The following is a 17,545-nucleotide window of genomic DNA, read 5'->3' on the forward strand; positions in this document are numbered from 1 at the left end:
CCGACGCGGCGTCGTCGCCCTCTGGGGCCGCAAACGCCGCTCACCCAATGCCGCGATGATGCGCATCATCCTCGACCGCGACCACACCTGCCGCTACCCCGGCTGCGGACGCACCCGCCACCTCCACACCCACCACGTCACCTGGTGGTCCCGCGGCGGCGACACCCACCCCGACAACCTCATCCTGCTCTGCTCCACCCACCACCGCGCGCTGCACCACGGAGCATTCTCCATCACCACCCACGCCCTGCAACACTTCACCTTCCACCGCACCGACGGCACCGAAATACTCACCGCCCCAACACAACACACACCCAACGGCTGGACCCCCGCACCCATACCCCACGACGCCGTCGTACCCATCAACCCCGGCAAACTCGACCTCGGCTACACCACCGAAGTCCTCTACGCCATCTGGGACCACCGCCAACGAGAACAACGCACCACCGAACTCGCCCACGCCGCCTGACCACCGGGGCGCCAGCGTTCCGCGGAACGCTGGAGACTGCCGACAACCAACCCGCGGCCTGCGCTCAGAGCCCGGTCGCGTGCCGCGCGACGACGACCACCCGGACGTCGTCGGCGACCTTGAGCGCACCCATCATCAGTGCGTAGGGCTTCACCCCGAAGTCGGTTTGGGTGATCGTGGTGTCGATACCGAACTCCCAGCCCTCGGCGGACTCGGTCACCGTCACCTCCAGTGGATGTGACCTGTCCCGGCCGAGGATGGTGAGTGCTCCGTCGATGCGATACCCGTTGTCGGTCTTCGCAATCGAGGCGGATCGATAGGAGATCGCCGGATTCTTGTTGGCCTTCAACGACTTCAGTGCATTGGCGCGGGCAACCAGCTTCTCCGGACCGCTCAGCGGGGTCACGCCGCCTTCACCCGAACGCACCTGAAGTGAGTCCACCTCGATATGTGCCGCCAGACTCACCGGTTCGTCGTCGTCCAGGATCGCCGTCGCCGACCACTTCTCCCACTCGATCGTCAGGCGATGTCCGGTCCGCGCCGCGGGACCGGTGACGCCGGTGTGCGCGGTCACCGAACCATCGTCGGCGGTGAAATCCCAGGTGCGCTCGCTCATGCCTGCGACTCTAGATCGCGCGGTCGGCAATGTCACTGGTGCCGAATGCCCCTTGCGGCCGTGAAGGATTCCTGCCATCCTTGGTCACCATGACTCACGGAAAGGCGTACTCCGCCTCCATCGCATGAGGCGCGGTACCACTCGGGGAACCACGATTTCCCGAGGTTCGCTCGCCGATTCCCTTCTGACCGATCAATCACACGCGGTCGTGTGCGCCCGCAACCGGTGGCTCCGTATCGGGATGTCCACCGAGCCCTCGGATCGGTCGGCCGCCGAAGACACAGTCGCCGAGCTGTATCACCTCTGCAACCGCCCCCGACCGCACTTCACCTGGACCGACTCCCCGGAATCTGGGGCCGGGATCGTCAGTGGTGCAACAGATCACGCATCGCGGGACATCGCCTCGCTGATCACCGGGACGCGATCACGGATCGACCAGCGCATCCGCCTGCGGATGAATACCGAACCGTACCCCTATCGCCGGGCGCCACAGGCCAGGTTCCTGTCGATCGATATGGCCATCCGGGAAGGTATCGGTGTCGACGACGTGATCCGCGCCGCCCTGCACGACGCACTGCGCACGACGATCTTCGATTCGATCGCACCGGCGATCCGCACCCTCGTGCCCGCACAACCCAACGTCGTCACGTGGTACGGACAGCACGAGGCGCATCGTCTGGCGTGTCATGACGTCTATCGTGCGCTCGGACTGATCGGATTCACCCGCCGTGAACTTCACGTGCTGGACCTGCAGATTCGGATCGCCGAGTCCACAGGCTGGTGGTGGCCGCTCGACGGCGTGTGCGTGATGTCCGAGCGGCCGACCGGGCTGCGTACCGAACCGACCCCGGGCGCCGTTCACGACGAACGCCGTCTCCATGCCAATTCTTCACAGGCTGTCGAATTCGCCGACGGGCAAAGTGTTTTCGCGATCCACGGGACGACCGTGCCGCACTGGGTTCTCGACGATCCGTCGCCCGAACGCATCGCGGCCGAACGCAACATCGAGATCCGACGGTGCGCCATCGAACGCATCGGCTGGGACACCTACGTGGCGTCGGCCCGACTGTCACTGGTCGACGAGACCGATGACCCGGGCAACGCGGGCCATCCCCTCCGCCTGTACGCACCACCGCCGGAATGGAGACGTCGTGATCGAATATTGCTGGCGACCAACGGTTCTGTGGAACGCGATGGCACTCGTCGCTGCTACGGACTCACCGTGCCGCAATGGTTGCCGACAGGCCTCGCCGCCGCCGGATGGACCTACGGCCTCAGCGCCGAGACCTATTCACAGCTCACCCGGCGCACCTGACCGACCCCTGATCCGTCACTCCCCCAACCACTCCCGACCACACACAGGTGACCTCATGACCACACCCACGCTGACCCAACTCACCGCGCGATCCGGACTTGACGTCCTCGATCATCTCGACCGCTACATCGCCATCCCGGTGACCGCCGGGATGCAGGCCCAGGGCGACCTGATCGTCATCCCATTCGACGTCGTCGCCGACGTCGTCATCGTCCACCTCAGGGCACGGTGGACGACGGTTCCGCAGGCCGGGATCGAAGTGCTGCGCAGCGGTTCCGGCGGGAATCCGCACACCCTGATCGCCGACGACGACCGATGCGAATGGACCACCGGTCACCACGATTCCGAATTCCTCACGCTCGGCGTCCTCGACACTCGCACAACGGCCTATCTGATCCACCCCGAACACGGGGCGAGCGGTATCGCACCGGGCCGATATGTCATCCGGCGGCAACGCGAAGGGGGCGTCGGCACTCGCCCCGGCGGACGATTCGTCGTCGACTGAGCCCCGCGGCGAACGGTTCCGCGGTCAGGCGGAAGGCTGCGGCGCCGGCACCAGTCGGGGAACCACGCGTACCAGCACCACCATCCCGATCACCTCGACCAGCGTCTGGGCGACCACCACGACCGCCGCGGACTCCAGCCCGGCCGGCAGCGCGAGCGCCAACGGAAGCACCACAAGCGAATTGCGGGTCACGCCGGTGAACACCACGGCGCGCCGAGCCGGCACGCCGAACCCGAACCACTTGCCGACACCCACACCGACGAGTGTCATCACGACGATGAAGGCGACGTAGAACGGGATCACTTCGGCCACCGCACCGAGACCGTCGCGCACCGCCGGAATCTGGCAGGCGACCACGACCGCGAGGACCACCATCATCAGCGGCACCATCAATGCCGATGCCCCCGAGGAGAATCGCCGACCGGACCGATGCGCCGACGCCCACCACTGAGTGAGCCACGCCGCGGCGAGCGGGATCACGATGAGGGTGAGAAAGGCCATCAGAAACGGTTGCGCGTCAACCACATCGGCAAGGTCGGCGCCCATGAACGCCCACAGGAACACCGGCAGCATCACCATCTGCAGCAGGAGCAGCAGCGGCGTGGCCGACAGCAACCGGCGACCGTCACCGCCGGCCAGTCCGCTGAACACGATGACGTAGTCGACACACGGACACAGCAGGACCAGCAGCACACCGACCCGGATGGCCTGATCGACCGGCAGGAAGTGGTACATCGCCGCGACCACCACCGGGACCACCACGAAGTTGATCACCACCACGGCGAGCAGAAATCGGCCGTCGCGCAGCGCGGTGAGCAGTGCCCGCGCCGGCACCTGGAGAAAGGTGACGTAGAGCAGCGCGGCGAGTGCGGGGCTGATCAAAAGTTCGAGAGTGGGCCCGGCGTCGGGAACTCCGAGTCCGACGATCATCCCCACCGCGATCGCCACCAGATACAGCGGCACCTGATGGCGTTCCATCCGGTCGACCACGCCGACTCACCACTCCCCTCGCGTGCCGGCGCGCGCCTCCGACGCCGGATCAGCGCAGTTTGGCGCCGTAGACGCGAGTGATGTGCAAGGTCATCAGCACCCGGCGGTCCGACACCATCACGCTGCGGTACTCCGCCCAGTCGGGATGCTCGCCCGCGCCGAGCCGATAGTAGTCGACGAGTGCGTCGACCTCCGGTCCGTCGGGGTCGGTGCCCGGTCCGGTCAAGGTGACCGTTCCCTCGGCGGTCGCCCAGGTGTACCCGTCGGGGCCAGTGAATTCGATCGCCGCCCGGGGATCGCGACGCAGATTCGCGGTCTTGGCGCGTCCCTCGGTCATCGACACCTGGATGATGTCGGCGTCGGCGTCGAAGACGGCCGTCACCGGCGACAATTGCGGCATTCCGTTGGATTTGATGGTGGCGAGAATCGCCAGCCGGGTTTCGGCGATAAGCGTTCGGGGGTCGAATTCGGAGTCAGCCATGTCCATGGCCAACTCTGTCGTCCGTTCGTGCATTTCGAGACGCTGCGCCCGATACTGTCGGCGGCACCACGTAGGGTTCTCGAGGGACATCGAAAACGGACAATTCGGAGGATGCCGCACCATGGCTGCTCGCTCACTCGGGCGCGGAGAGAACACCACTGTGTCATCGCCATCGCTGACCATCGCGGTCAGCGGAGCGCCGGTCGACATCGTCGCGTTTCTGCTCGCAACCGACCGACGCGTGCGCACCGACGCCGATTTCGTGTTCTTCAACAATCCGCGGAGTCCGGAGGGCGGGGTGATTCTCACCGGACCGTCGACCCTCGCTATCGACCTGGCGGCGTTGCCTCCCGAGGTGGATCGCATCGCCATCGGTCTGTCGATCGACGCTCCGGCGACGCTGGGTGCCTCGTCGATCACCACCACGATCACCGACGGCGCCGACACCATCAGCGCCCCGGCGCAGGGACTGACCGTCGAGCGGGCCGCCGTCCTCGTCGAGGTGTACCGACGTGGCGCCGGCTGGAAGGTCCGCAGCGAATCGGCCGGCTGGGAGGGCGGATTCGCCGCGCTCGTCCGCGAGCACGGCGTCGACGTCGATGACGAACCGACTGCGACACCACCTGCGGCGCCCGCAAACCCGGGCGTTCCGGCCGCACCGGCCATTCGCATGGTCAAGGGCGAAGAGAAGCTGTCCCTGGAGAAACGTCAGACACTGAACCTGCGAAAAGAGCAGGTGCACAAGGTCCTTCTCACCAAGGGTGCCGCCGGCGCCACCGCGCGGGTGATCCTGGTGATCGACAAGACGATGTCGATGCGCAAACTCTACAAGCAGCGCACCGTCCACCGGGTGGTGGAGCGCATGATCCCGGTGGCCACCCAACTCGACAGCGACGGCAACTTGGAGGCCTACCTCTACGGCAGCGGGTACGCGCAACTCCCCGACGTCACCGTCGCCGACGCCGACCGCTGGATGGACACCTACGTACACCTGACCGGCCGGCACGGACCCCCGCTGGGTCCGGAGATCGACTACGACCGCCAGATCGGTGGCGTCAACGAAGAGCTGCCGATCATGAACGCACTCCTCGGTGACGTCACCGATCGTCAGCCCGTGTTGGTGCTGTTCTTCACCGACGGCGGATTCCATTCGAAGGTTCCCAAGATCCGGTCGCTCATTCACGACGCCGCCCGCCTGCCGGTGTTCTGGCAGTTCATCGGTCTGGGCCGCAACCGTTTCGGAATCCTGACCGAACTCGACACTCTCACCGGCCGGGTCGTGGACAACGCCGGATTCTTCGCCATCGACGATGTCGACAGGATGAGTGACGCCGAACTGTACGAGCAACTGCTCTCCGAATTCCCGGACTGGTTGCGTGAGGTCGTCCGGCTCGGCATCGTCGACGCGCGATACGGTGCGCGGTAGCCGATGTACGACGACGCTCCGGGATCACCCACCGACGATCCCGTCCATCCCGACCTGAGACTCGCCGCCCGACTGCTTCCTCGAACGATCGTCACGGGCGCCACGATCCGCCCCTTGAAGGCGTTGAGTCGCCGACTCGCCGGCCGCCGGCCCGCGGGTGTGGACGTTCACGATCTCGGCGACGGCGTCGCCGTCCGTGTTCATCGTCCCGCCGACGACGATGTCACCACGGCGTCGTCCGGTGGCGCGATGCTGTGGATGCACGGTGGTGGGTATGTGATCGGTTCGGCGGCCGGGGACGACCAGCGGTGCAGTGAGTTCGCTCGGCGCCTCGGCATCGTCGTGGCCGCGGTCGAGTACCGTTTGGCGCCCGGACATCCGTATCCGGTACCGCTGCAGGATTGCCACCTCGCACTGGAATGGCTTGCGCGACAATCCGACGTCGACGCCGACCGCATCATCCTGGGCGGTGCGAGCGCGGGCGGCGGACTGGCCGCGGCACTGGCCCTGCGGTGCCGCGACGTCGGCGACTTCGCACCACGCTTTCAGCTGTTGGTCTACCCGATGATCGACGACCGCACCACCGAGGACCCGGCCGGCGATCCCGCCCGGCTGCGTGTGTGGAGTCCGCGCTCCAATCGCGTGGCGTGGGCGGCCTACCTCGGCGGCGCCGACCCGGTTCTCGTCGCCCCGGCCCGTCGCGACGACCTGCACGGTCTACCACCGACGTGGATCGGCGTCGGCACCCGCGACCTGTTCCACGACGAGGATCTCGCCTACGCGCGCCGCCTGTCCGACGCCGGTGTTCCCGTCACGTTCGACACCGTGCCCGGCGCCTTCCACGGATTCGACATCGTCGCACCGAAACTCCGGGTGTCCCGCGAATTCCTCGGTCGGCAGTGCGAGATCCTGGCCGGGGTCATCGGCACCTGGTGACGCGCCGGGGAGAGTGTGAGTGCCGGGAGTGAGACGTGCTCCCGACTCTCGGTGGGCTCTGGCGAGTTGTATTCCCCCTGTGGGAGGGGTTTTTCGCGTGTCCACCGCCTCTCGACGGTACCCACCGTGTCCAGTGCCGTTCGTGGCACCACGCGTATCGGCGACCGCTTCTCCACCGCTTTGGTGTCACGACGGGACTGGCCGGTCCCTCGCTACCACTACTCACGCATGAACACCGTCCGGCCTTGCGGGCCGTGCGATGCCCCGATTCCCGTTGCCGGGTCAGGGATTAGGACACTGTCACATGTCGCCGGGGAAAGGCTTTCGCTGGGTATCGCATATCGGATTCGAACCGATAACCTGTCGGTCTGCAACCAACTGCTCTGTCCAATTGAGCTACTGCATTTCTCGACGGAGGATGCGCTTTCCCTGCGGCTCCGTCCCTTTGGAGGACGGAATACCGCACACCCTCGATCCTTCGGCTGTCGGGCCTATCAGATCTCTTCCGCTGCAACGAAGCCGCCACGCCCCGTGTTCACGGTCATGGGACACGCCCTCGACTGACGATCTCGGACCGATGTCCCTTCCTCTGTCGCACACACCGTTGCCACCGACATCGTCCTGGCGTGACGATGGGTCACCGATTGGCTCTCCCGACCCTGCGGCCGTCGGATTCGCTTCGGGTGTGCCTCCACCCGGAGGTGAAGGTTCCGACTCGGAGTGCATGGGGTACCGGAAATCTCTCCCCGGCGACGGATGTCACCCGCCTTTCACCGGGTTGCCCCGGCTTATGTGCCATGCCACGAAATACAGACTGTAGAAGGCCACAACGTGGTGGCGCAACGGAATTAACGCCCGGGCTTGTCAGGCTTCGGGCAGGCGGTCGAGCACCTCGCGTGCGGCGGCGACGGCCCGCTCGGCAGAACGGAGTTCGCCGGCCGCGGCCGTGGCCGCGTCGTCGGCGGTGGAGTGCCGTCGCCTGGCGAAGCCCAACTCCTGCTCGGCGCGTGCGAGTTCGGCTCGGAGCCGGTCGGTTTCGTCGGTCAGCGTGCCCACCTCGGCGGCGGCGGCCGAAACCGATTCCGCCGCATCGCTCACCGCCTGCTGCGCGTCGTCGCGGCGGGATTCGGCACGTCGCAGTTCGGCTTCGGCGTGGCGACGTCGCGTCTCGATTTCGGCCGCTTCGGTGGCATCGTCCGCGCCGGCATTCGCCTGGTCCGCCGGGTCCTCGGTGGGCGCATCGGGCACGGCGACGATGCCGGCCGGACCGAATCCGCTGTATTCGGCGGCGACCACCAGCCGGCCGCGGCCGAGTAGGCGCGCGGTGGCCTCGTCGGCGATCGCCGCCCGCAGGGTCTGGGTGATCTCCCGTTCGGTCGCCGGCGACATCCGGGCACCGAGGTCGGCGGCCACCTCGCCGATGCCGGCGGCCGCATCGACGATGACGTGCCGCCGTCGGTCGGCGAGGTCGCGCAGCCGCCCGAGGGCACCGCGTCGTTGCGCCTCACGCAGTGCGGTGCCGAGTTCGACGATCGCGTCGATGCCGTCCGGGTGGCGTCGAATCCACTGGTTGAGGATCCAGGCGGACTGTGTGGGGCGCCGCAGCGCGGTGATGGTGGCCGCGAGGTCCCGATCGCCGCGCTGCCGTGCCCCTTTCGCATACACGTTACGCCGCGCGGTGAAGTCCGCCGGTGTGAGCCCGTACAGTTCGTCGGCGATCTCATCGAGATCGGCGGGGGCGTCGGTCATGACTCGATCACACCATGCCCGGCGCACACCGTGCCCGGATCGGGCGGCTACTCTGACGCGACGTGTCGTGGTCCACCTGGGTGACGTTGCTGCTCGCCTGCCTTCTCATCAGTTTCACGCCGGGAGCGGGCGCGGTGAACACGATGTCGAACGCCATCGCGGTCGGCCATCGGCGTGCGATCTGGGGAGTCCTCGGTCAGCAGGCGGCCCTGATCATCCAACTCGCGATCGTGGCCGCCGGCCTCGGTGTGATCATCGCCCGCTCCCCGACCGCGTTCGAGGTGATCCGCTACACCGGCGCCGCCTATCTGGTGTATCTCGGTGTACGACAGATTCTTCAGCGACCGGTGGCCACCGCCGATCCCACCGCCGGCACCCGCACCCAGACGGCGTGGGCGATGTTCGTTCAGGGGTTGTGGGTCAATCTGCTCAATCCTAAGGCCATCGTGTTCTTCCTGGCGTTCATCCCCGGATTCGTCCGACCGGAGACCGGATTTCTGCTGCAGTACCTGATCATCGGCATCACGATCGTCGTCGTGGACATCGTCGTGATGTGGTTGTTCTTCGCCCTCGTCGGCCGTGGTTTCGCCCGGGCCACGCGCAGCGAACGTGGTCAGCGCCGCCTCAACATCTTCTTCGGCACCCTGTTCATCGGGGTGGGCATCTTGCTTGCGGTGGCCTGAGTGTTCCGTGTGGGTCACGGGAGCGGAAGCCACGTCAGCCGCCGTTCGCCGTATTTGACGAATCCCAGCCGCTGCAGAATCGGCGAGGACGTCTGCTCCGCGTGGACCAGCGCGAGTCGGGCGCCCACATCGTGGGCATCGCGGAGGCGCGCGGCGATCAGCGCCCGGTATGCGCCGCGGCCTCGATGCTCGGGCAGGATCGCCGCACCCCAGAACCGGGCGACGTCGCCGCACAACTGGTAGCCGCCGGTCCCGACGGCAGTCCCGCGCTCCGAGGCGGTGAAGAGCCGGATGTGCGGGTCGTCGATGCGGAAATCCGGCTCGGCGAGAATGTGTGGTGGGAAGCCCCAGGCGCGCTCGGACACGTCGGCGAACTCGGTGACATCGTCCGGCGTCATCACGCGGCGCACGGTGATGCGCTCCGGCACCACGATCGCGGCATCGGCACCGTCGCCGAGCGTAAGCGCGACGATGTCGACGACGGCCACGGTGCGTGCGCCGCGGCGCCGCAGAGTGTCCTCGTCGAGGCCGGCGAAGGTTCCCACGCCCACCGTGATGCGTGCCGACGAGGCGCCGCGCCGCGCCATCACCGCTGCCGCGGAGTCGAGGACGCGCACGGGATCGGTGTCGCCGCCGTGATAGTGCAGCAGCGTCGCCTCACCTTCGAGGACGTAGAACTCGAAGGGGCCGTCGCGATGGTGCTGCGACCCCTGCGGATGCCACGACGATCGCCACGCCAGCGACTCCGAGATCACCTCGTCCGACGTCGCGCGCATCGTTCCAGCTTGGCATGCGGCGCGTCGGACATCTGCGCGGGCAGGACGTCGTCTCAGTTTGCGAAAGTCCTGAATCATTCCAGAAAGGCGCGCATACTGATCGCCGTGACCTCACCGTCGGACTTCGCGGGCATGTTGCGTTCCGCCGAACTCCGCGTCACCCGCCCCCGGGTGGCGGTACTCGAGGCTGTCCATGCACGACCGCATGCCGACACCGAGTCGATCTTCCAGGCCGCACGCGCGGACCTGCCGGACGTCTCACGGCAGGCTGTGTACGACATCCTCGCCGCACTCACCGACGTCGGGCTCGTCCGCCGTATCCAGCCATCAGGTCATGTGGCTCGATACGAGGCGCGCGTCGGTGACAATCACCATCACACGGTGTGCCGTTCCTGCGGCACCATCGGCGATGTGGATTGCGCGGTCGGCGAACGTCCATGTCTGACGCCGTCCGACGACAATGGTTTCGTTCTCGACGAGGCCGAGGTCATCTACTGGGGGTTGTGCCCCGAATGCGCAGCCTCTTCCAGCCCCGGGTCACGACCGTGATCACAGCCCGGATCACCCCACACCGAAAGGAATGTCGTGTCTGACGAGAACATCGCCTCCCCCCCGATCGGAGAGGCGAACACCGATGCCGGAGAGCCTGCAGGCTGTCCGATGCACATCCGGCCGCCCGTGGAGGGCGGCGGCAACGACCAGTGGTGGCCGGAGAAACTGAATCTCCGTGTCCTGGCCCATAATCCGGATGTCATCCGGCCGCGCGAACCCGATTTCGACTACGACGCGGCGCTCGCCGGCCTCGATGTCGACGGCCTCGTCGCCGATGTCAAGGCCGTGATGACTGACTCGAAGTCGTGGTGGCCCGCCGACTTCGGGCACTACGGACCGTTCTTCGTCCGCATGTCGTGGCATGCCGCGGGCACCTACCGCGTCGAGGACGGCCGCGGTGGTGCCGGCACCGGCATGCAGCGTTTCGCTCCGCTGAACAGTTGGCCGGACAATGTCAGCCTGGACAAGGCCCGACGCCTGTTGTGGCCGGTCAAGAAGAAGTACGGCAAGGCCCTGTCGTGGTCGGATCTGCTCGTCCTCGCCGGCAATGTCGCGTTGGAGGACATGGGCTTTCACACCAAGGGCTTCGCCTTCGGGCGGCCCGACGAGTGGGAGGCCGAGGAGGTGTACTGGGGCGCCGAGTCGGTGTGGCTGGGCACCAACCTGCGCTATCAGGACGGCAAGCGGGATCTCGAGAACCCGTTGGGCGCCACCACCATGGGTCTGATCTACGTCAATCCCGAAGGCCCCGAAGGAAACCCGGATTATCTCGCGGCCGCGGCCGACATCCGGGAGACGTTCGGCCGGATGGCGATGAACGACGTGGAGACCGCCGCCCTGATCGTCGGTGGGCACACCTTCGGCAAGACCCACGGCAACGGTGACGCCGACCTGCTGGGCCCCGAGCCCGAGGCCTCACCGCTCGAGCAGATGGGTCTGGGGTGGAAGAATCCGCAGGGCACCGGAGTGGGCAACGACACCATCACCAGTGGTATCGAGGTCACCTGGACCCACACCCCGACCAAGTGGGACAACAGCTTCCTGGAGATCCTCTACGGCAACGAATGGGAACTCACTCAGAGCCCGGCCGGCGCCAACCAGTGGAAGCCCAAGGACAACGGGTGGGCCAACTCCGTCCCGATGGCCCAGGGCGAGGGCAAGACCCACCCGGCGATGCTGACCACCGACCTGACGATGCGCTTCGACCCGGCCTACGGTGAGATCACCCGGCGCTGGCTCGATCATCCGGAGGAGCTGGCCGAGGAGTTCGCCAAGGCGTGGTTCAAGCTCCTGCACCGCGACATGGGACCGGCCATCCGGTACCGCGGTCCGCTCGCGCCGTCGGAGACCTACCTGTGGCAGGACAACGTCCCCGCCCAGCAGGGCCCGACGATCTCCGATTCCGACGCCGACAGCCTCAAGGCATCGATCCTCGAGTCGGGATTGAGTGTCGCGCAACTGGTCTCGACGGCGTGGAAGTCGGCCGCGACCTTCCGTGGCAGCGACTACCGCGGCGGCGCCAACGGTGGCCGCATCCGCCTGCAGCCGCAACTCGGTTGGGAATCGGCCGAACCCGACGAGCTGGCACAGGTGATCGCCAAGCTCGAGAGTGTGCAGCAGGCCTTCAACGCCGAGAGCGGACCGAAGGTGTCGTTCGCCGATCTCGTTGTCCTCGGTGGCGTCGCCGCCATCGAGAAGGCGGCCAAGGACGCCGGATTCGACGTGTCGGTGCCGTTCACGCCCGGCCGGACCGACGCCACCCAGGATCAGACCGACACCGAGTCGTTCGCCTACCTGGAGCCGAAGTACGACGGTTTCCGCAATTACGAGGGCAAGGGCAACGAGTTGCCTGCCGAGTTCAATCTGGTCGACAAGGCGAATCTGCTGACCCTGTCGCCGCCGGAGATGACGGTCCTCGTCGGTGGTCTGCGGGTGCTGGGTGCGAACTACCAGGGTTCTGCCCATGGTGTGCTCACCGAGACGCCCGGCACCTTGACGAATGACTTCTTCGTCAACATCTGTGACATGGATGTCGAGTGGAGCAAGGCGCCGGCCGATGACGGCACCTACGTCGCCACCGACCGGGAGACGGGTGCACAGAAGTGGACCGGGACCCGCGTCGATCTGGCGTTCGGTGCCAACTCCGATCTCCGTGCCCTCGCCGAGGTGTACGCCGAGGACGACTCGAAGGAGAAGTTCGTCGTCGACTTCATCAAGGCGTGGACCAAGGTGATGGAACTCGATCGGTACGACCTGGACTGATCGCACCTGCCGCGTGATGCGGCTTCGTGACGCGGTGGCGCCCCCGGATTCCCGGGGGCGCCCTGTCGTGTCATGGCCCCTGTCGTGTCATGTCACGAGCACACCCGCGCCACGAAACGTTGCACGCGCTCACGAAGCCCGTCGATGCGGGCCAGGCGCACACGTTCGGGGTCGTCGCCGGCCATCGCCGAGGATGGTAGCCGCCGCACATTGCGCGAACATTCGAAGTTCGCACAGATCAGGGTGCCGACGGTGTCTCCCTTGCGTCCGGCCGCACCTGCGCGGCGGGCACTGAACAACACCACCTCGTTGGGGAGCGAGATGTCCTCGCACAGCACACACTGCGGCCGGGTGCGTGGGGGTACCGCACCCGCTCGCAGCATCAGACCGACGGGACGTTCGTCGCGCTGGATGACGAGATAGCCGACGGTCGGCGACTTGGGATCCCGCCACCCGAGGTAATCGATTTCGGCCCAACCGATCTCGTCGAAGTCGGGCGGAAGGTGCAGGGATCTGCGTTCGGAGACCGAGGCGTTGACGAGAGCGGTACGGATGTCGGATTCGGACAATGGGTGCATGAGAAATAGAACTCCTGGTGATCGTCGGGAATGAGATGGGGACGCGCCCGATGGGCGTGACTCAGGGCGCGAACGTCACCTGGTGACGTCCGCGTTCCGATGACGAGAGCTATCTGCTGCCGGCGCGCACGCCGGAAACCCCCTCACGGCGCAGTGCGCCGACACCCGATGAAGCGATCACCCGGCCGGACTCGGTGCGAACAACGGTCAACGTGGTTTCCGCCGGCGCCCGGGAGCACACTGGAGTGATGACACGATGGGATACGACGTCGGCGCCGCGCGGCCGTGACTACGACCAGCGGTGGGAGCAGCTGGCGGCATCCGGGGACAACATCCACGGGGAGGCCGATCTCGTCGAATCCCTGCTGACGGAGGTCGACGGCACCCGGGTCCTCGACGCGGGTTGCGGGACCGGACGGGTGGGCATCGAACTGCATCGACGCGGATACTCCGTCGTCGGTGTCGACGCCGACGACGGCATGCTCGCCGCCGCCCGGGACAAGTGTGGCGACATCGACTGGGTGACAGCCGATCTCGCCGAACTCTCCGATCACGTGACCGACCGGTTCGACGTCGTCGTGCTCGCCGGGAACGTGATGATCTTCCTCACCCCCGGTTCCGAGTCGCGGGTACTCGCTCAGTGCGCGGCGCGACTGCGTCCGGGTGGTCTGCTGGTGGCCGGGTTCTCGGTGAGGCCGGGACGACTGTCGTTGTCCGACTACGACAGTCACGCCGAGACGGCGGGCCTCACGGCGGTCGACCGATATGCCACCTGGGATGGGGATCGGTTCACCGGAGGCGACTACGCGGTGTCGGTGCATCGACGAGGAAGCCAACGGTGAGCGCCACCGCGGGTACTCCGCGTGTGCTTCGCCGGGCAGGCGCCCGGATCCGTGACTATGCTGGCGGTTTCCTCGACACCGGTGAGACCGGTATCGACGGATCCACCACAGCGGGATCCACCAGAACGTCGATCGTTTCCGGTGAAGGACCGGGACGACGCGGAGAGGATGGGCAATGGCGACCACAGCGAGCGGGCGGCCCCCCGGCCACATCCGCCTGACCTCCCACAGCGGCGGATCCGCGGCACCGTCGATCACCTGGGGCGCGCCGACCGCCGAGGCGCGCGGGCCGGTCATCGCGACCACCACCGATCGCGCACACCGCAACGTCGTGGGAACCCACAGCGGCTCCTACAGCGTGTACCGCGCGCTGGCCGTCGCCGCCGGTGCGTTGTCGCGCGAGCACCGCGCCGATCTCACCAACACCTCACCCACCGACATCGTCGGACCTCATCCGCAGTGGTCGGATCCGAAGTCGATCGTCAGCATCGATCCGTGGGGCGCGACGATCGCGGAGTCGTTCCCGGAGTTGCTGGCCCGGGGTTACGACATCCGACCCACCATCGCCATCACCAAGGCGCACGTCATCCTCCCGGAGATCGCCGAGGCCATCGCGTCGGGGCGGTTGCATCCCGACGGCGAGGTGCTGTTGCCGACCGGTGCCGCCCTGGTGACCAAGGCGGCCGTCGAACCGGTGTGGTGGCTGCCGGGCGTGGCCGAGCGGTTCGGCTGCACCGAGACCGAATTGCGGCGGGTGTTGTTCGAGGAGACCGGCGGCATGTACCCGGAGTTGGTGACGCGTTCGGATCTGGAGGTGTTTCTGCCACCGATCGGCGGCCAGACGGTCTACATCTTCGGTGACCCGACGAAGCTGTCGGATCCGGGTACCGAGCTCACCGCCCGGGTCCACGACGAATGCAACGGCTCGGACGTGTTCGGGTCCGACATCTGCACCTGCCGTCCCTACCTCACCCACGCGATCGAGGAATGCATCCAGGGGGTGCAGCGTGGCGGCGTGGGCCTGGTCGCCTATTCGCGCAAGGAGGGCCGAGCACTCGGCGAGGTCACCAAATTCCTCGTCTACAACGCCCGCAAACGTCAGGAGGGCGGCGACACCGCCGACCAGTACTTCGCGCGCACCGAATGCGTCGCCGGCGTGCAGGACATGCGATTCCAGGAACTCATGCCCGACGTGCTGCATTGGCTGGGTATCACCAAGATCGACCGCCTGGTGTCGATGAGCAACATGAAGTACGACGCGATCACCGGTTCCGGGATCAGTGTCGGTGAGCGCGTCGACATCCCGATGGAACTGATCCCGGCCGACGCCCGCGTCGAGATCGACGCCAAGATGGCGGCCGGCTACTTCACCAGCGGCGCGGTGCCGACCACCGACGATCTGCGTCAGGTCAAGGGCCGGGGACTCTCCGGATGACCGCCGGCACCCGGGTCGACGGTTCGGCCGACACCGCGAACGCCGTCGCGACGCTACGGTCGACCGCGGAGATCCGCCGTCGCGCAACGGCATTGCTGGATCGGTCACGCTCCGGCCGCTCGTCGTGGTTCCGTATCGACGACGACCACATCGGCGACGTCGTGACGCTGGTCGCCGAGGTCACCCGCACCCGCTACCCCGACCTCGCGATCCCGTATCACAGCCGATGGCGACATTTCGAGGTCGGCGGGGTCGATCGGGTCGCCGACCTCGACATCCGACTCGGTGAGGTCGGCGCCGCCGAACGGGCCCGCACCCAGATCGACCTCGCCGTCGTCAGCGTTCTGCTCGACGCCGGCGCCGGCGCACAGTGGTACTTCGACGAACCCGGCACCGGGCAGCGGGTGCATCGATCCGAGGGCCTCGCGGTGGCCAGTGTGCATGCCTTCATCGGCGGCCTATTCTCCTCGGATCCCGATGTGCCGCTTCGGGTGGACGCCGCGGGTCTGCGGTCCATCGACGAGGCCGCACTCGCCGCCGCGTTCGGCGTCGGTCCCGCCACACCGCTCGTCGGACTGGCCGGCCGTCTGGCGGTTCTGCATCGGCTCGCCGACGCCCTCGACGCCCGGCCCGACGTCTTCGTCTCCCGGCGGCCGGGCGACCTCTACGATCATCTAACCGCCGCGGGCGGCGCGGTCGGCGCGCACGACATCTTGTCGCTGCTGCTCGACACGTTGTCGCCGATCTGGCCGTCGGACAACCGGATCGGCGAGGTCGCTCTGGGCGATTGCTGGCACCACAGCGCGGTCGATGGTGCGGGCAGCACCGCCGGGTGGATGCCGTTTCACAAGCTGTCGCAATGGCTGACCTATTCACTGCTGGAACCGTTCGAGTGGGCCGGCATCGACGTCGGGGATCTGGGCGCGCTCACCGCACTGCCCGAATACCGCAATGGTGGTCTGCTCCTCGACACCGGGGTGCTCGTTCCCCTACCCGCCGACGCCCTGACCACCCGGTGGCATGTCGACGACGAGTTCATCGTCGAGTGGCGAGCGCTGACCGTCGCGCTGCTCGACGAGGTCGCCCCCCTGGTCGCGGATCATCTCGGCATGACACCGGCCGAGTTGCCGCTGGCCTGTGTCCTCGAGGGTGGCACCTGGGCGGCCGGACGCGAAACCGCCCGCACACTCCGAGACGGATTGCCGCCGTTGGACATCGCCAGCGACGGCACGGTCTTCTGACCGACGGCTTCACATCAACGGATTCGCGTGAGGAGACCTCCATGAACGACGTGCACGTCATCGATCATCCACTGGTGCAACACAAACTCACCCTGATGCGCCAGAAACAGACCTCCACCAACGACTTTCGGCGCCTCCTCGACGAGATCTCCACGCTGATGACCTACGACGTCCTCACCGACATCCCGATGCAGGAGGTCAAGGTCGAGACGCCGATGGAGGTCACCACCGGTATGGTGATCGACGGTAAGAAGCTGGTGTTCGCCGCGATCCTGCGCGGCGGCACCTCGATGGCCGACGGCATGCTGACGGTGGTCCCCGGCGCGCGCATCGGACACATCGGTCTCTATCGCGATCCGAAGACCCACATCCCGGTCGAGTACTACTTCAAGATGCCCAAGGAACTCGACGAACGCGACGTCGTGGTGGTGGATCCGCTTCTGGCGACCGGACATTCGGCCGTGGCCGCCGTGGACCGGCTCAAGGAGTACCGTCCCCGATCGATCCGTTACGTGTGCGTGCTGACCTGCCCGGAGGGCATCGCGACGCTACAGGGTGCACATCCCGAGGTGCCGATCTTCACCGCGGGTATCGACCGGGAACTCGACGACCGCGGGTACATCCTGCCGGGTATCGGCGATGCCGGCGACCGGATCTACGGCACCGAGTGAGGTTGCGTGATGGCACGT

General features: G+C 66.9%; 18 protein-coding genes and 1 tRNA gene. 12 read left to right on the forward strand and 7 right to left on the reverse strand.

Translation table 11 applies throughout. The annotated features are described in order from the left end of the window. A partial coding sequence (locus ABLE92_RS16575) for an HNH endonuclease (protein WP_348805841.1) occupies window positions 1-469 on the forward strand: 469 nt, incomplete at its 5' end. 64 nt (window positions 470-533) lie between these two features. Here ABLE92_RS16575 and ABLE92_RS16580 read toward each other — a convergent pair. Further along, a complete protein-coding gene (locus ABLE92_RS16580; RefSeq protein WP_348805842.1) occupies window positions 534-1,085 on the reverse strand; it encodes a YceI family protein in 552 nt (183 codons plus the stop codon). Window positions 1,086-1,326: 241 nt separating this feature from the next. Here ABLE92_RS16580 and ABLE92_RS16585 point away from each other — a divergent pair, with 241 nt between their 5' ends. Together ABLE92_RS16585 and ABLE92_RS16590 are read left to right on the forward strand one after the other, a co-directional pair. Further along, window positions 1,327-2,400, forward strand: coding sequence for a DUF6745 domain-containing protein (locus tag ABLE92_RS16585; protein ID WP_348805843.1), 1,074 nt, complete (start codon window positions 1,327-1,329; stop codon window positions 2,398-2,400). Window positions 2,401-2,455: 55 nt separating this feature from the next. Continuing rightward, a complete protein-coding gene (locus tag ABLE92_RS16590) occupies window positions 2,456-2,905 on the forward strand; it encodes a DUF8820 family protein (RefSeq protein WP_348805844.1) in 450 nt (149 codons plus the stop codon). Between the two features lie 24 nt (window positions 2,906-2,929). Here ABLE92_RS16590 and ABLE92_RS16595 read toward each other — a convergent pair whose 3' ends face one another. Then, complete coding sequence (locus ABLE92_RS16595) at window positions 2,930-3,883, reverse strand: arsenic resistance protein (RefSeq protein WP_348805950.1); 954 nt, start codon at window positions 3,881-3,883, stop codon at window positions 2,930-2,932. A 61-nt stretch (window positions 3,884-3,944) separates the two neighbouring features. Further along, window positions 3,945-4,376 carry a PPOX class F420-dependent oxidoreductase gene (locus ABLE92_RS16600; protein WP_348805845.1) on the reverse strand — a complete coding sequence of 144 codons (432 nt, stop codon included), beginning with the start codon at window positions 4,374-4,376 and terminating at the stop codon, window positions 3,945-3,947. 121 nt (window positions 4,377-4,497) lie between these two features. Between ABLE92_RS16600 and ABLE92_RS16605 the strand changes: the two genes are divergently transcribed. Both ABLE92_RS16605 and ABLE92_RS16610 read left to right on the forward strand, forming a co-directional pair. Continuing rightward, on the forward strand, window positions 4,498-5,802 hold the full coding sequence (locus tag ABLE92_RS16605) for a VWA domain-containing protein (protein ID WP_348805846.1): 1,305 nt from the start codon (window positions 4,498-4,500) through the stop codon (window positions 5,800-5,802). A gap of 3 nt (window positions 5,803-5,805) precedes the next feature. Further along, window positions 5,806-6,738: an alpha/beta hydrolase gene (locus tag ABLE92_RS16610; RefSeq protein ID WP_348805847.1), complete on the forward strand. Its 933-nt coding sequence runs from the start codon at window positions 5,806-5,808 to the stop codon at window positions 6,736-6,738. Window positions 6,739-7,073: 335 nt separating this feature from the next. On the opposite strand, the gene ABLE92_RS16615 is transcribed toward ABLE92_RS16610, so the two are convergent. Together ABLE92_RS16615 and ABLE92_RS16620 are read right to left on the reverse strand one after the other, a co-directional pair. Next, window positions 7,074-7,144: transfer RNA gene (locus tag ABLE92_RS16615), tRNA-Cys, on the reverse strand. Window positions 7,145-7,602: 458 nt separating this feature from the next. Next, a complete protein-coding gene (locus ABLE92_RS16620) occupies window positions 7,603-8,487 on the reverse strand; it encodes a hypothetical protein (RefSeq protein ID WP_348805848.1) in 885 nt (294 codons plus the stop codon). Window positions 8,488-8,549: 62 nt separating this feature from the next. Between ABLE92_RS16620 and ABLE92_RS16625 the strand changes: the two genes are divergently transcribed. Beyond that, a complete protein-coding gene (locus ABLE92_RS16625; RefSeq protein ID WP_348805850.1) occupies window positions 8,550-9,170 on the forward strand; it encodes a LysE family translocator in 621 nt (206 codons plus the stop codon). A gap of 14 nt (window positions 9,171-9,184) precedes the next feature. On the opposite strand, the gene ABLE92_RS16630 is transcribed toward ABLE92_RS16625, so the two are convergent. Continuing rightward, window positions 9,185-9,946 carry a GNAT family N-acetyltransferase gene (locus tag ABLE92_RS16630; RefSeq protein ID WP_348805851.1) on the reverse strand — a complete coding sequence of 254 codons (762 nt, stop codon included), beginning with the start codon at window positions 9,944-9,946 and terminating at the stop codon, window positions 9,185-9,187. 132 nt (window positions 9,947-10,078) lie between these two features. Between ABLE92_RS16630 and ABLE92_RS16635 the strand changes: the two genes are divergently transcribed. Both ABLE92_RS16635 and katG read left to right on the forward strand, forming a co-directional pair. Further along, window positions 10,079-10,495 (forward strand): Fur family transcriptional regulator, encoded by a 417-nt coding sequence (locus ABLE92_RS16635; protein ID WP_425476241.1) that lies wholly within the window; start codon window positions 10,079-10,081, stop codon window positions 10,493-10,495. A 36-nt stretch (window positions 10,496-10,531) separates the two neighbouring features. Next, window positions 10,532-12,760, forward strand: coding sequence for a catalase/peroxidase HPI (gene katG, locus ABLE92_RS16640; RefSeq protein ID WP_348805853.1), 2,229 nt, complete (start codon window positions 10,532-10,534; stop codon window positions 12,758-12,760). A gap of 92 nt (window positions 12,761-12,852) precedes the next feature. Here the strand turns inward: katG and ABLE92_RS16645 are convergent, their stop codons facing one another. Beyond that, the gene (locus ABLE92_RS16645) at window positions 12,853-13,338 is read right to left on the reverse strand and encodes an FBP domain-containing protein (protein ID WP_348805854.1); all 486 of its coding nucleotides are present in this window, start codon (window positions 13,336-13,338) and stop codon (window positions 12,853-12,855) included. 248 nt (window positions 13,339-13,586) lie between these two features. On the opposite strand from ABLE92_RS16645, the gene ABLE92_RS16650 reads away from it, so the two are divergent. The 4 genes from ABLE92_RS16650 to upp all read left to right on the forward strand — a co-directional run bounded on the left by ABLE92_RS16650 (window position 13,587) and on the right by upp (window position 17,527). Next, window positions 13,587-14,180 (forward strand): class I SAM-dependent DNA methyltransferase, encoded by a 594-nt coding sequence (locus tag ABLE92_RS16650; RefSeq protein WP_348805855.1) that lies wholly within the window; start codon window positions 13,587-13,589, stop codon window positions 14,178-14,180. Window positions 14,181-14,355: 175 nt separating this feature from the next. After that, the gene (locus ABLE92_RS16655; protein ID WP_348805856.1) at window positions 14,356-15,615 is read left to right on the forward strand and encodes a GTP cyclohydrolase II; all 1,260 of its coding nucleotides are present in this window, start codon (window positions 14,356-14,358) and stop codon (window positions 15,613-15,615) included. Further along, a complete protein-coding gene (locus tag ABLE92_RS16660) occupies window positions 15,612-16,856 on the forward strand; it encodes a URC4/urg3 family protein (protein WP_348805857.1) in 1,245 nt (414 codons plus the stop codon). The genes ABLE92_RS16655 and ABLE92_RS16660 overlap by 4 nt, the downstream gene beginning before the upstream one ends. A 41-nt stretch (window positions 16,857-16,897) precedes the next feature. Continuing rightward, window positions 16,898-17,527, forward strand: a complete 630-nt coding sequence (gene upp / locus ABLE92_RS16665) for a uracil phosphoribosyltransferase (protein WP_348805858.1) — start codon at window positions 16,898-16,900, stop codon at window positions 17,525-17,527. Window positions 17,528-17,545: the final 18 nt, after the last annotated feature.

It is taken from the genome of Gordonia oleivorans, assembly GCF_040044975.1.
Taxonomy (GTDB): domain Bacteria; phylum Actinomycetota; class Actinomycetes; order Mycobacteriales; family Mycobacteriaceae; genus Gordonia; species Gordonia oleivorans.